Raw genomic sequence first — 13,765 nt, 5'->3', positions numbered from 1 at the left:
TGAACGATTGTTTAGTATAATGAACATGCGTTCAACCTCGATTCCGGATGACCTCACCACCCGCGCGCGCATCCGCAATGCGGCGATCGAACTGTTCGGCTCCCGCGGCTTCGAGCGCGCGAGCCTGCGCATGATCGCCGAGGCGGCGGGCGTGAGCGCGGCGCTCGTCGTGCACCACTTCGGGGACAAGTCCGGGCTCCGCGCGGCGTGCAGCGCCCACGTCGCCGAGATGTTCACGGTCGATCGAGAGGGCGTCGGAGGCTCCTCCCCGACCATCGACTCGATCCAGGCCGCGCTGCACGACCTCGACGCCTACGGCCCCGCGCTCGACTACCTCGCCCGCATGCTCTCCGACGACGATTCGGAGTCCGCCGACGAGCTCTTCGACGGCATCCTCGGGGGCGCGCTCCGCGGTGTTCAGGAGCAGGAGGCCGCGGGCGTGATCCTGCCCCAGAGCGATCCCAGGATCACCGCGCTGCTGCTGACCGTGTTCGGCCTGGCCCCGCTCGTGCTGCGCCGCCACTTCGCGCGCGCCCTCGGGGAGGCGGAGCTCACGCCGGCGGCGCTCGGGCGCCTGACCGTGCCGATGCTCGAGCTCTTCACCCACGGCTTCTATCGCGACGACGCGATCCTGCGTGCCGCCGAGGCCGCGGTCGAACAGCAGGAGCAGGGGCAGCGGAGTCGGGAGGAAGAGGCATGAGCGCCGCCCCGATCCTCCGATGCGCGAAGCTGACGAAGCGCTTCGGCGGCTTCACCGCCGTGCGGGATCTCGACCTCGAGCTCGAACCGGGCGCGGTCCTCGGCTTCCTCGGGCCGAACGGCGCGGGCAAGAGCACGGCGATCCGCATGATGCTCGGGCTCTCGGCGCCCAGCGCGGGCACCGTGCGCCTGTTCGGCGAGGATCCGCTGCGGCAGCGGCGCGTGCGCGCCCGGGTCGGCTACTCCCCCGGCGAGCTGCGACTCGACGACCGGCTGACCGTGGCCGCGACGCTGCGGAGCTGGGCCCGGCTGCGCGGCGGGGTGGACGAGGCGTTCCGGGATCGGCTCGTGGCGCGCCTCGGCGTGCAGGTCGACCGGCACGTGCGGGGGCTGTCGACGGGCAACCGCCGCAAGCTCGCGCTGGTCGGCGCACTGATGTCGCGCCCCGAGCTGCTGATCCTCGACGAGCCGACGAACGGACTCGATCCGCTCGTGCAGAACGAGTTCATGGCGATCCTGGAGGAGGTGACGGCGTCGGGCACGAGCGTGCTGCTGTCGTCCCACGTCCTCAGCGAGGTCGAGCAGATCGCGAACCGGGTGGTCGTGATCCGCGCCGGCGTCGCGGTGGCCGACGGGCCCACCGACGAACTGCGGCACGGCGCCGCGCAGGAGTTCCGCGTCGTGTTCGCGGGCGCGGGGCCGGATGCGGCCGACATCGCGGCGTTCGCGGCGCTGCCGGGCGCCGTGTCGGTCGAGTCTTCGCGGTCCGGTGGGGCGCGGTCCGGGGAACTGCGGATCCGGTGGTCCGGACCGCCCGGTCCGCTGCTGCGGCGGCTCGCCGGCACCGAGATCGTCTCACTCACCGCGCCCGAGCCGGATCTGGAGACGGCGTTCCTGTCGTACTACCGCGGCGGCGGGGACGGCGGCGCGGGCGGGGCCTCTGCGGCGAGTGCGGGTGCGGACTCGACGGACGGGGGCGCGCGATGAACGCGGAACTGCTCGCTCGCGGTCTCGGTGCGCAGCGGCGCGGCGCACTCGTATGGGCTGCAGCGCTGCTCGCCCTCGTCGCCTCGGTGCTGGCGGTCTGGCCGTCGATGAGCGAGTCGGGGTCGCTCGACTCGCTCGTGGCCGGCATGTCGCCGGAGGTCGTCTCGGCGCTCGGGCTCGAGGCGCTGGCGTCGCCGGCCGGGTTCCTCAACGGCAACCTCTTTGCGCTGCTGCTGCCGCTGCTGGTCGCGGCCCTCGGCATCATGCACATGAGCGCGCTGACGGCCGGGGACGAGGACGCCGGTCGGCTCGAGCTGCTGCTCGCGCTGCCCGTCAGCCGGGTGGGCGTCTATCTCAGCCGCTTCGTCGCGGTGGCGCTGGTGCTGGCGGCCGTGGCGCTGCTGGTCGGCGCGACCGTGGGCTTCGGCGGCGCGGCGCTCGACATGAAGCTCCGCGCCGAGGGGGTCGCCGCCGCGACGCTGGGCGTCTTCCTGCTCGCGGTCTTCCATGCCGCTCTCGCGCTGGCGCTCGCCGGGATCGGCCTGCGCGCCGGGGTCGTCCTGGCCGGGTCGTTCGGGGGGCTCGTGCTCGGGTATCTGATCTCGGCGCTCGTTCCGACGATCGCGGCGCTGGAGCCTGTTGCGGTGGTCTCGCCCTGGCACTGGGCGCTCGCCGAGCGGCCGCTCGAGAACGGCTTCGACGGCGCGGGCATCGCGGTGCTGGCGGGCGGTGCGATCCTGCTCGCCACGGTCGGGATCCTGACCGTGCGCCGCCGCACGATCCGCACGGTGTGACGGTCGAAAAGATCAGGGTGCCCCCTGACGCGGATTCGCACCGGACCGGCGGAGAATTTGGAGATGCGCTCTCTCATCGCGAAATCTCTGGTGGCCTGCCTTGCCGTGGGGGTGCTGACTGCCGCACCGGCGGCGGCATCTGCGGCGGCCGCACCCCCGCAGGTGTCCTATATCGACGGCGGCAAGATCTGGGTGTCGACCTTGGACGGCAAGCATAAGCGCGCCATCTCGGGGGCGGCGCCGACCGGTCGCAAGTGGACGGAGCAGACGCAGTCGGACGACGGATGGATCTTCGGCGTGGCGAGGAAGCCCGCGTCGTTCGGGGCCGGAGCCCCGACCAGGCTGTGGAAGCCGAACGGCGCCGTTGCCGTGCGGTCGTCACTCGGCTACGACCCCAGTATGGCCTCCGCTGCCGTGCCAGTGGACCTTGCCCTGACCACGGGCGGCAGACAGGTCGCGTACACCTACTCCTATCTCCAATACGCCTACCCCGTTTCGAATCTCTACCAGGGAACCTGGGTCACGAACACCGCCAACTCGTCGCTCACCCCGATCAACATCAGCAATCTGCTGGGCACCTCGGTCATGGGTTCGCGCCTCTTCGGGGTCGATGCCAACAGCGACGACGCCCTGGTTCAGGATCCCGCGGGTGTGTTCAGCCCCGACTTCGCGCCGTGGTTCAGCCTGCCCGGCCTGTACGATGTCGACGTTTCCGCCGACGGTAGAACGGTCGCGGTGTCGTTCGAGACGGGCTCCTCCGGCGACACGAAGGAACTGGGCTTCATCAAGACGGCCGGTCTCGGCGGAGCGATCACCGCGGAGTGCCTGGTGCCGACCGCGGGCGGCGTCACCGACTTCAGCCTGTCCCCGGACGGCTCCTGGATCTCCTGGGTCGACAGTCGGGGCCTGCTCGCCGCGCGCACCCCCGCGTCCCCGGCGACCTCCTGCACCCTCGTGAAGCCCGTGCTGATCTCCAAGACCGGCAGCTTCCCCTCGATCGGGGCCACGCAGCTCGCCACGTCGAAGAATGGCGCGACGCCCAAGCGCAAGACGATCCCCAGCGGGTGGATCGCCAAGTGGCCCAAGAAATCGTCCACCCCCAAGGTCGGCAAGGTCGTCAAGGTCGGCAAACCGACATTGTCGAAGGCCGGCAAGAAGGCGGGGCTCAGAGTTTCGTACCGGTGGTACGCCAGCGGCAAGACGATCAAGGGAGCGACCAAGCAGAAGTTGCGCATCGCCAAGAAACTGCGGAACAAGAAGATCACGGTGAAGGTGACGGTCTCGAAGACCGGATACACGTCGAAGTCGAAGACCGTGAAGTTCGGGAAGGCGCGCTGAGGCGAAGCGCCGAGCTCGATAGCCGACTCCGCATACGCCAAGCGGAACTCCGCTACACGCGCAGCATCTTGGCGTCGACCGCGAGGGCGGCACGCTGCCGCGCGGCGTAGACGCGCTGCGTGAGGTCGGCGAGCCACTCGCCCAACCCTTCCGGCGGGTCGGTCAGCGCGTCTGGCCGATCATGTGAGCGCTGTCATATCTCTCCCTTTCTCCGATTCGGCAGATGCGACAGGTGCGAGCGCCAAGCCGGCTCAGAGCCCATCACCAGGTCGGCAGGCTTTCTGCCGTGCCCTCAGAGTAACGATGACCTCCGACGTTAGCGGTAGAACCCCTCGCGGAGGTTGATGCCGTGCTCCACCCAGGCCTTCATTGCGGCGAGCATGCCGGTCCAGCCGACGCAGTTGCCGAAGGCGTTCCGGGCGCCTTCGGGGGTGGGCAGCCAGGAGGATTCCGTGATGGTGACGAGGGTTCTGGTGTCGCCGTCGAGGGGTTCGAACTCGAAGACGGTGCGCGTCGTGCCGCGCTCCCCCGTCGTCGCCTCGCCGTCCCATTCGATGACGATCCGCCGGGGCGGGTCGGCCTCCACCACGGCGACCGGGAAGGCACCGGGGAAGTCGCGGAAGTCCCAGGTCACGTCGGCGCCGGGCTCCAGGCGCCCGCGGGCGCCGCCGGTCGTGAAGTACTTCGAGAGCTGCTCGGGATCGGCGACGGCCTCATAGACCTCGGCGCAGGATCGCGCGATGCGCCCGGAGACGGTGAAGGACAGCGTGTCGAGCGGCTCAGTGTCATTCATGTTGTAAATTTACCACATGTCTGGATCGATTGACCAGGGCTCCGGTGACGACGACCGGGTGTTCAAGGCCCTCGCCTCGCCGGTGCGCCGCCGGATGCTCGACGCGCTGAAGGCGTCGCCGCACACGACGGGTTCGCTGTGCGCGCTGCTGCCGGAGCTCGACCGGACCACCGTGCTGCAGCATCTGCGCGTCCTCGAGAGCGCCGAGCTGGTGACCGGCCGCCGCGTCGGCCGCGAGCGGCACCTCTCCCTCGCGCCGCTCCCGATCAAGCGGATCCACGACCGCTGGATCAGCGACTACGCCCGCGCCGCGGTGGAGCTATTGGAGCGGCTCGATGAGGCCTGAGAGTGTAAGCTATTCAGTGGCGATCGTGGGCGTCGCAGAAATACTCCGGTCAAAGGATGCCGTCTCGATCCATGCCTCTGATAGGCAGACTCGAACCAAGAACAACTGATCCGAGGCACGCTCCCCAACGATCCTGGAAACCGTAGTCGCCTTCACCCCCGACCGGCTGATCGACTATGCCCGCTTGGAACGCCGGGCGACCTCGCTGCGTCTGGATCCGCCGCTGCGCTAATCCGCTGCCTTGGCGATGGCCGCCCGCGACGCGTCTGATGAGGTGCCGCGCCGTCATGTACTCGAAGAGCAGTTCGCGCTCACCAGTCAGCAGATCCTTGACATCATCGGCGGTCGTAACCGTTTGGCGGTCACCGTTCGAGGTGGCGTAGCCGAATACCACCTCGAACTCCAACTCCAGCAGGCTACCGGTGTCGCATCCGTCGAGCGTTTCGACCTCGACGCTCAGCACGACTTCAACGTCACACTCGACGACGGGCGGATGCTTCGGGTCGAGTGCAAGAACGCCAGCCCAAAGACCTACGCCAACGGCGACGTCAAGGTCGAGGTGCAGAAGACCCGCGCCTCCCAGAACGACCCCGCGTCCAGGTTCTATCCCATCGATGGCTTCGATGTCGTCGCAGCCTGCTTGTTCTCGCCCACCGGACGATGGGAGTTCCGCTTCGGCGCGACAGCCACCATGAATCGGCACAACGACTTCTCTGACAGACTCGCCCCGATACAGGCCGTTACCGAGGAATGGGCAACGAACCTGGCTGATCTGGAAGCTTGAGTTCTCCCTCGTCGCCGTCGCCGTCGCCGTCGCCGTCGCAACAGTGTGGACGGTGTCGGTGGTGACACCTTGCGCCCTGTGAGCGGTGACTGCGTAGCCGAGATCCACAAAGTCGGACGCATACGCCACGAGCATTGAAGCAATACTGTCGCAGGGCCGTTTGGGACTGCTGAGGGTCTTGGTGTCTCTTTTTGTTAGGCCGAGAACGCGACCTGTGTGGTCATAATTGCTTCGAACTCAACCGGCGTCAACTTGCCGAGGACTCGTTGTCGGCGTCGCCTGTGGTAGGTCCGCTCGATCCAGGTCACGATCGTGATGCGTAGTTTCTCACGCGTGGCCCAGGAGCGCCGGTTCAGGACGTTCTTCTGCAACAAGCTGAAGAACGATTCCATCGCGGTATTGTCGCCGCAGGACGCGACCCTGCTCATCGATCCGACGAGGTTATGCGCCGCGAGTTCGCGCCGTAGTTTCCTGCTTCGAAACTGCGATCCTCGATCCGAATGGACGATGCAGCCCGTAACGTTGCTTCGCATCCGGGCGGCGTTGCGGACGGCGCGGACCGCAAGCGATGCCTTCATCCTCGGGTCGATCGAGTAGCCCACGACCCGACCGCTGAAGGCGTCCTTGACGGCGCAGAGGTAGAGCTTGCCCTCCGCTCCACCAGCCATTCTCCGATGCGGCCCTCCACGCCGTGCGATCCGCCATCGCCTCACCGTCTTCATCACGGGACTCATCGGCGAGAAGCCGATACCCGAACTCCGGGTCATCACGATGCGCGTCGAACAGCGCGTTCGCGCGATACGCCGTGTCCACCTCCCGCCGGGTGACCGGGTTGCACAACCAGCGATAGTAGAGCTGCCGTGAGAGCTTCAATACCCGGCACGACACCGCGACGGGAATCCCATCGACGGCGAACTCGCTCACGAGCGGGTACATCATTTCGCAGGCAGATGCGCCTGCGGCAGATACGCCGCCGCGCGACGCAGCACCTCATTCTCCTGCTCAAGGAGACGGTTGCGCTCACGGAGTTCGCGCAACTCGACAGACTCGGACTTCGTCTCACCCGGCTGCTCACCCGCCTCGATGCGGGCTTGCCGCATCCACTTATCGGGAGTGCAGACATGGACACCGAATTCCTTCGCGATCTGCGCAAGCGTGACCTCCGGATCACGGTTCTCCGCGACCCGGATCACATCGTCTCGGAACTCCTTGAGAAACGGTTTGGGCATAACGCCATACTTCTAGGCCAGCACACACGGCTAGCCATGTTCGATGTCACCTATCCGCGCAGCGGACCCTTCATTGATAGCTTTGAAGATGTGCATCAGAAATCTCTTCGCGACGCGCTGCACGACTTCGTCGCCGAGCGCGATTGGCAGCAGTTCCACACACCAGAGAACCTGGCCAAGAGCATCAGCATCGAAGCAGGCGAGCTCCTCGAGTGCTTCCAATGGGGCGACGCTGATCTCGCCTCTGCCAAGTACGAACTCGCTGACGTGCTCACCTACTGCATGTTGTTGGCCGACCGGCTCGGCCTGGACCCAGACACCATCATCGCGGAGAAACTGACGCAGACGAAAGAGAAATATCCAGTCGAGAAGGCCCGCGGACGAAGCGACAAGTATGACCGGCTTTGAAATCCTGAGTTTCCCATTCGCGACGGGAGGGCTCCCGCAGGAACCGGCCGAACTCCTGAACTGGCCGGTGGTGTATGTACTGACCGGCGAGCGTCACGCCTACATCGGAGAAACCCACGCGGCGGTCAGCCGCATGGCTCAGCACCTTCAGATTACCGAGCGCAGGAAGAATCTCCGTGTCGCACGGGTGATCATCGACGAGACGTTCAACAAGTCGGCCTGCCACGATCTCGAGTCCTTTCTCATCAAGTACGTCGACGGAGACCAACGGTTCACCCTCCTCAATAAGAACGCTGGGCAGACCAGCTACAACTATTTCAACCGCGATATCTACCAATCCGCGCACGAGCAGATCTTCGAGGCGCTCAAAGCGGAGGGACTCTTCGACGGATCGATCCGTGACATCGAGAACTCCGACCTCTTCAAGTTCTCCCCCTTCAAACAGCTCACCGACGTGCAGACCGCCGCAGTGTCGAACATCACCGAAGGGTTGCTCGAGGATCTCGGAGACGATCGCCCCTCGCTCTCAGTGATCGAGGGCGGCCCCGGCACGGGCAAGACGGTCGTCGTGATCACGCTGCTGAAGCTGCTGCGCGATATTCAGACGGTGGCCGAGGGCGAGGATATCCTTGAGGAGGACATCGACGGTCCTTACGGCGACTTCTTCCTCTCCGGCTACCGGGAAGCACTCGTCGGACGCCGGATCGGCCTCGTGGTCCCGCAGCAAGCACTGCGCGAGACACTGACGCGGGTATTCCGCCGCAGCGCAGCACTCCGGGAGATCGAGATCCTTACGCCTTGGAACGTGGGCAAGTCGGACACTCGGTGGGATCTGCTGATCGTCGATGAGGCGCACCGCCTCAGCCAGTATGCGGCGCAGTCGTTCGGTGGGCTCGTCGCCGACTTCCGGACCATCACGACACGGCTCTTCGGCGAGATGGACCCCGACATCACGCAACTCGATTGGATTCGCGCGCAGAGCGACCATCAGGTGCTCATCGTCGATGAGGGACAGGCAGTGATTCCGGCGGATCTTCCCGCGGAAACGATCGCTCAGCTCACGGACGAGGCTGCGCGGAGCGGTCGACGATATCTGCTCGAGTCTCAACTGCGTGTGCAGGCCGGGGGCGACTATGTGGATCACATTCGGCGACTGCTGAGCGGCGAACGCGTGGATCCCCGCACGTTCGACAGCTATGATCTGCGCTTTTACGACGACCCGGCAGACATGCATGCTTCCATTCGCGAGCAGAATGAGCGCACCGGGCTGGCCCGCTTGCTGGCGGGGTTCGCATGGCCTCACGTCAGCAAGAAGTCCGGATACGAAAGCGTACGAGATATCACCATCGGGGATTTCAGCGTGCAATGGAACCGGAAGCTCATCGACTGGGTGAACTCGGGGACCTCGATCGACGAGGCCGGTTCAATTTACACGATTCAAGGCTACGACCTGAACACCGCGGGAGTGATCATCGGCCCAGATCTCGTATACCGGGAGGGCCGGATCCGACTGGATTCTTCGAACTATTTCGACCCTCGCGGCAAGCAGCGGAACAACAGACTCCGCAATATCCAGCTTGCGCATGACGATATCGAGAAGTTGGTGAAGAACATCTATTCCGTGCTCCTCACCCGCGGCATCCTCGGAACATATATCCACGTCGTCGACCCGGCACTGCGGGAGCACTTGCGCCCCCACTTCCCCGCGGCAGCACCGATCAAGTCGCGTGCTGGGAAGGACTGAAGGCGAACACGCCCGGATGCCGCGACGGAGCCGCCGAAGGAAATAGAACCGCATCCTCGACGAGAACGCCGTGCTTCGGTTCCGAGTCGTCAACTTTCACAAGGCTAAAAAATGAAGGGCCTCGCGGATGACTTCTGAACGCGACTTGCCCTCGCGCTCAGCGCGCTCGTCGATCGCGGCGATCTCTTCAACGGTAAGCCGGAGCGCCACTACTTGAGATGGTTCTGCACCGCGACCAGGGCGTCCGCGACCGCGCTTCTTCAAAGCCGCAACGTCATAGCCAGCCTCGGCTTCGGCGGCCCAGGCAGCGATCCGCTCCTCGGTGACGGGAACCCCGTCGATCGTCTCGCGCTCGTTCACGCCATTAATGTATAACGAAAATACTGACTCGGCAGGAGAGTTCCTTCGCGTGGTCAACTCCCCAGGATCTTATCGAGCACGTCGACGGTGATCGGGTCGACCTCCTCGGCACTGACGACGTAACTGGTTCTCGTGATCTGCTCACTTGCATGCCCCAGCAACCGGGAAGCTGGCGTGAGACCTGCCACCCGTTCGATGAGGGTGGAGACGGTGCGGCGGTAGATGTACGTCGAATACTCGTCCCACCTCCACGCAGAGGTCTTCGAGCGCTTCACGGTTGTCGTCAATGAAGGAACGCAGCAGCGCTCGTAGCTACTGATTTCGATTCAAACTCAGAACTGTGCGCACAGGCTCTCGCGCACCGTCTTTCGCAGCTGGCGCTTTTCCTTGCGGCGCCGCGGTTTCACCTGCAGCAAGCGTTTCGGAGCGGTGCCCTTAATACACATATAGCAGGGCTTCGCGTGGGAAACGTTCTTGTCGCGATCCTTGCGGATGACTGGCACACGCCCGCCATGCTGCGCCCACATGGACCTGAACGCCTGGTGGAAGTTTCGTTTTGTGCTGCGGCTCATCTGAGTTCCTTCTCGGTACCCGCCACGAAGGCAAGAGTCCATCGTACGCCGAGCCGCCAATTCAACTCAAGAGAACCACGAGTAGCGCAGCCCACAGTTCGACGGCCCGTTCTTAGACGCGGTTCATCACTTAGTAGTGCTTCGTAGTGTGGTGTAACCGGACTACGCGGCACCACTGCGCCAGGTTCGCGCTTGGTCTGTTCGATGGGATGTCCTTGATTTACTCCGCACCGAGCCGCACCTCCCGCCCCGCCCACCGCCTCCGCAACCAGCGGTCGTGGGAGGCGACGAGGATCGTGCCCGGGGACGCGGCGATCGCCGCCTCGAGTTCGCCGGCCAGCGCGAGCGAGATGTGGTTGGTCGGCTCGTCGAGCAGCAGCAACTCCGGCTCGGAGGCGACCAGCAGCGCGAGCGCGAAGCGGCGTCTTTGACCCACTGACAGTTCGTGCAAGGGCCGCGCGGCGTCGCGCGAGCGGAGCAGGCCGAGGTGCGCGAGCGGCGGGGCACCCCGCCGCTCGAAGGGCTCGTAGAGCTGCTGCGGGCTCCGCTCCGGGTGCTCGAAGCGCGGATCCTGCGTCAGCTCGCCGACCCGCCGCGCCGACACCCGCAACTCGCCCGCATCCAGCGGGATCCGCCCCGCGATCGCACCGAGCAGCGTCGACTTGCCCGCGCCGTTCGGCCCGGTGACGAGCACGTGCTCGCCCGAGGAGACCGAGAGCTCGGGCAGCGCCAGTCGGCCCGCTACGCGAAGATCCCGGGCCTCGATCACCGGTCCGGGAGAGGATCGCGCGGCCCGCGCACCCGGACCCTGCAGCAGCGACGCGCTCAGACTCAGCAGCGGCGGCGGCTTTCGCACCTGCTTCTCCTCGGCCTCGGCCAGCCGGCGCTCGGCGTCCTTCTTCCGCCGCGCCAGCGCGCGATCCACGTTCGCGCCCTTGAAGCGGTAGATGAACTTGTCGTTGTCGCGCGGCCCCCGATTGTGGGCGATGCTGCCCGAGCCGATCGACGCGGCGGCCCGCAAGCGCTTCAGCTCCTCCTGCTCCGCAGCGTACCGCTGCTCCCACCGCTCCCGCGCCGCGGATCGCTCCCCCTCGTAGGCGCTCCAGCCGCCGCCGAAGCGGCGCACCCCGCTGACGACGAAACCGGATCCTGCGCCGGAACCAGCGCCGGAGCCCGGCACCCCGGTCCCGGCACCGTCCGACTCGGGACCGACAACCCCCTCCGCTCCGACCACCCCGGGATCCAGGTCGATCAGCTCCGTCGCCGCCTCGTCGAGGAACACCCGGTCGTGGCTCGCGAAGAGCACGACCCCGCCGAGCTCCCCCAGGCGCCGGGCCAGCAGCTCGAGCGCGGCGTCGTCGAGGTGGTTCGTCGGCTCGTCCAGCAGCAGCGCGTCCGGGCGACGGGTCAGCGCGGTGGCGAACGCCAGCCGGCTCCGCTGCCCGCCCGACAGCTCGGCCACGGGGCGCAGCGGATCGATCCCGGCGATCCCGAACTCCTCCGCCAGCAGCAGCGCCCGCCGGTCCGCATCCCAGGCGTCGTGCGCCTCGGCCCACTCCAGCAGTTCGGCGTAGCGCTCGGCATGACTCACCGCGGCGGCGGGATCCCCCAGCCGCGACGCCAATCGCTCCAGCTCGCGCACCGCCTCCCGCAGCGGCGCGAGCGCCCCCGCGAGCGCCTCGGCCACGGTGCGCGCCTCGCCGAACGACGGCTCCTGATCCAGCCAGATGAGATCGGCGGGCCGGGCGATATCCCCGCCGCGCTCCGCGTTCGGCGGCAGCCGCCCGGCGATGGCGCGCAGCAGCGTGGACTTGCCCGCCCCGTTCTCGCCGACCAGCGCGACGCGGCGCCCCGGCGGAGCGGTGAAGCCGACCCCGTCGAGCACCGTGCGGCCGGCGTAGGCGACGCTCAGGTCGCGGACGACGACGGCCTGGGCGGCGGCGCAGCCGGCAGGCGAGCCGCCGAACGGCGCAGACGGCAGAGATGATGCGGGAGACACGGGAAACACTGATCCTTCAGCAGCGGCGACGCCTGCCGGGAGGATCCTCGGGCGCAGGCTGGATCAGCTGAGTGTCCGCATGCGGCCAGTGTAACAGGCAGGATCCCACTCGGACCCGCCGGGAAACCCCTCGAGCGACGCGACGGCCGAAAAGGAGAGCACAACCGCCGGGACCAGCCGCGGCCACGAGCGCCAGGCCTGCCCGCCCCTACCGATCCGGCTCGGCGTCCCGCGCCGCGACCGAGCCCTCGCCGCGCGTCGCGCCGGCACGTTCGTCGGCCGCCGCACCCGAACGCTCGTCGTGCGCCGCAGCGGACCGCGCCGCCTCAGACTGCGCGGACACGAGCTCGTTGAACACCAGGTTCAGCACCACGGCGGTGATCGCGGAAGCGCTGATCCCGGAGTGGAACACCGTGCTGAACCACGACGGGAACTGTGCGAAGAAATCGGGTTGCGCGATCGGGAGGCAGCCGATCCCCAGCGACACCGCCACGATCAGGGTGTTGAAGGTGCCCTCGTACCGCACCCGGCTCAGGATGCGGATGCCCGAGGCCGCCACGGTTCCGAACAGCAGGATCCCCACGCCCCCGAGCACCGTCGTCGGCAGCGTGGCGACCACCCGCCCGAGGACCGGCAGCAGCCCGAGGACCACCAGGATGCCCCCTCCGGCGGCGACGACGAAGCGGCTCTTCACGCCCGTGATGGCGACCAGGCCGACGTTCTGCGCGAAGGCGCTCTGCGTGAAGGTGTTGAACACCGGGGCGAGGATGCTCGAGAGCATGTCGGCGCGGAGCCCATCGGCGATGCGTCGCGAGTCGACCTTGGCGCCGGTGATCTGACCGACCGCCACCATGTCGGCGGTCGTCTCGGTCAGGATGACCAGCACCACGACGAACATGGAGATGATGCCGCCGATCTCGAACGTCGGCAACCCGAAGGCGAAGGGCTGCGGAAGCGCGAAGATCGGCCCGTCCGCCACCGACGAGAAGTCGGTCATGCCGAGCGGCCACGCGATCACCGTGCCGAGCACGAGCGCGAGCAGGATCGCCGCGCGCGAGATCCCCGCGACCGGCACGCGGGAGAGCACGAGCGCGATCGCCAGGGTGGCGGCCGCCATGCCGATGTTGGCGACGCTGCCGTAGTCGGGCGCACTCGCGTTCCCGCCCATCGCCCACCTCGCGGCGACCGGCATGAGCGAGATCCCGATCATGGTGATGACCACGCCCGACACCACGGTCGGGAAGAACCTGACGATCTTCGCGAAGAAGGGGGCGATGAGGAACCCCGCCACCGCCGCCACCAGCACGGCGCCGAACACGCTCTGGATGCCGCCTCCGCCGTCGAGGATCGCGGTCAGCGTGGCGACCGATGCGAAGGAGGTGCCCTGGACCAGCGGCAGCTGACTGCCGAAGAACGGCAGCCCGAGCGACTGCAGCAGCGTCGCGATCCCGCCGACGAACAGGCAGCTCGCGATGAGGACCCCGATCTCGGTCTGCGTCAGCCCGGCGGCACCTCCGATGATCAGCGCCGGCGCGATCATGCCCCCGTACATGCTGAGCACGTGCTGCAGGCCATAGGCAAGGTTCTTGCCCCACGGGAGGCGCTCGTCTTCGGGTCGAGGATCCCGAGTGGTCGCTCGGCTCATCTCGCGGTCGCTCTGTTCATCCGGATCAGTCTGACCGCTTCGGATCGGCCGGCCAAGACCGTTGACA

The 13,765-nt window shown here is 67.0% G+C and carries 14 protein-coding genes and 1 pseudogene; 8 read left to right on the top strand and 7 right to left on the bottom strand.

The genetic code is table 11. From position 1 onward, the window contains the following. Positions 1 to 25: 25 nt before the first annotated feature. The 4 genes from J4H92_RS03030 (at position 26) to J4H92_RS03015 (ending at position 3,818) form a co-directional block, all read left to right on the top strand. Entirely contained in the window at positions 26 to 700 is a 675-nt protein-coding gene (locus J4H92_RS03030; protein ID WP_208095783.1) for a TetR/AcrR family transcriptional regulator, read from the top strand. Next, entirely contained in the window at positions 697 to 1,686 is a 990-nt protein-coding gene (locus J4H92_RS03025) for an ABC transporter ATP-binding protein (protein WP_208095781.1), read from the top strand. Before J4H92_RS03030 ends, J4H92_RS03025 begins: the two co-directional genes overlap by 4 nt. Beyond that, positions 1,683 to 2,480, top strand: coding sequence for an ABC transporter permease subunit (locus J4H92_RS03020; RefSeq protein ID WP_208095779.1), 798 nt, complete (start codon positions 1,683 to 1,685; stop codon positions 2,478 to 2,480). Before J4H92_RS03025 ends, J4H92_RS03020 begins: the two co-directional genes overlap by 4 nt. A gap of 63 nt (positions 2,481 to 2,543) precedes the next feature. Then, the gene (locus J4H92_RS03015; RefSeq protein WP_208095774.1) at positions 2,544 to 3,818 is read left to right on the top strand and encodes a hypothetical protein; all 1,275 of its coding nucleotides are present in this window, start codon (positions 2,544 to 2,546) and stop codon (positions 3,816 to 3,818) included. Between the two features lie 316 nt (positions 3,819 to 4,134). Here J4H92_RS03015 and J4H92_RS03010 read toward each other — a convergent pair whose 3' ends face one another. Continuing rightward, on the bottom strand, positions 4,135 to 4,611 hold the full coding sequence (locus J4H92_RS03010) for an SRPBCC domain-containing protein (protein WP_208095771.1): 477 nt from the start codon (positions 4,609 to 4,611) through the stop codon (positions 4,135 to 4,137). A gap of 16 nt (positions 4,612 to 4,627) precedes the next feature. Between J4H92_RS03010 and J4H92_RS03005 the strand changes: the two genes are divergently transcribed. Together J4H92_RS03005 and J4H92_RS03000 are read left to right on the top strand one after the other, a co-directional pair. Further along, positions 4,628 to 4,957, top strand: a complete 330-nt coding sequence (locus J4H92_RS03005; protein WP_208095768.1) for an ArsR/SmtB family transcription factor — start codon at positions 4,628 to 4,630, stop codon at positions 4,955 to 4,957. Positions 4,958 to 5,204: 247 nt separating this feature from the next. Continuing rightward, a complete protein-coding gene (locus J4H92_RS03000; RefSeq protein WP_208095765.1) occupies positions 5,205 to 5,741 on the top strand; it encodes a hypothetical protein in 537 nt (178 codons plus the stop codon). A gap of 194 nt (positions 5,742 to 5,935) precedes the next feature. On the opposite strand, the pseudogene J4H92_RS15875 reads toward J4H92_RS03000, so the two are convergent. Continuing rightward, positions 5,936 to 6,970, bottom strand: a pseudogene (locus tag J4H92_RS15875) (IS3 family transposase). Positions 6,971 to 7,006: 36 nt separating this feature from the next. Here J4H92_RS15875 and J4H92_RS02990 point away from each other — a divergent pair. After that, positions 7,007 to 7,378 (top strand): nucleotide pyrophosphohydrolase, encoded by a 372-nt coding sequence (locus J4H92_RS02990; RefSeq protein WP_243751924.1) that lies wholly within the window; start codon positions 7,007 to 7,009, stop codon positions 7,376 to 7,378. Continuing rightward, positions 7,365 to 9,122 (top strand): DUF2075 domain-containing protein, encoded by a 1,758-nt coding sequence (locus J4H92_RS02985; protein WP_208095762.1) that lies wholly within the window; start codon positions 7,365 to 7,367, stop codon positions 9,120 to 9,122. The genes J4H92_RS02990 and J4H92_RS02985 overlap by 14 nt, the downstream gene beginning before the upstream one ends. Positions 9,123 to 9,218: 96 nt before the next feature. On the opposite strand, the gene J4H92_RS02980 is transcribed toward J4H92_RS02985, so the two are convergent. The 5 genes from J4H92_RS02980 to J4H92_RS02960 form a co-directional block, all read right to left on the bottom strand. Next, positions 9,219 to 9,482, bottom strand: coding sequence for a ribbon-helix-helix protein, CopG family (locus tag J4H92_RS02980; RefSeq protein WP_208095759.1), 264 nt, complete (start codon positions 9,480 to 9,482; stop codon positions 9,219 to 9,221). Positions 9,483 to 9,535: 53 nt separating this feature from the next. Further along, complete coding sequence (locus tag J4H92_RS02975) at positions 9,536 to 9,757, bottom strand: hypothetical protein (RefSeq protein WP_208095756.1); 222 nt, start codon at positions 9,755 to 9,757, stop codon at positions 9,536 to 9,538. A gap of 57 nt (positions 9,758 to 9,814) precedes the next feature. Beyond that, positions 9,815 to 10,054, bottom strand: coding sequence for a hypothetical protein (locus J4H92_RS02970; protein WP_208095753.1), 240 nt, complete (start codon positions 10,052 to 10,054; stop codon positions 9,815 to 9,817). Between the two features lie 220 nt (positions 10,055 to 10,274). Then, entirely contained in the window at positions 10,275 to 12,053 is a 1,779-nt protein-coding gene (locus J4H92_RS02965) for an ABC-F family ATP-binding cassette domain-containing protein (RefSeq protein ID WP_341782978.1), read from the bottom strand. Positions 12,054 to 12,261: 208 nt separating this feature from the next. Further along, positions 12,262 to 13,698 (bottom strand): nucleobase:cation symporter-2 family protein, encoded by a 1,437-nt coding sequence (locus J4H92_RS02960; protein ID WP_208095750.1) that lies wholly within the window; start codon positions 13,696 to 13,698, stop codon positions 12,262 to 12,264. Between the last annotated feature and the right edge of the window lie 67 nt (positions 13,699 to 13,765).

The organism is Leucobacter weissii, assembly GCF_017565745.1.
In the GTDB taxonomy this organism is placed as follows: Bacteria; Actinomycetota; Actinomycetes; order Actinomycetales; family Microbacteriaceae; genus Leucobacter; species Leucobacter weissii.
Note: the sequence above shows the minus strand (reverse complement) of the source record. Positions and strands in the feature narration are given on the sequence as shown.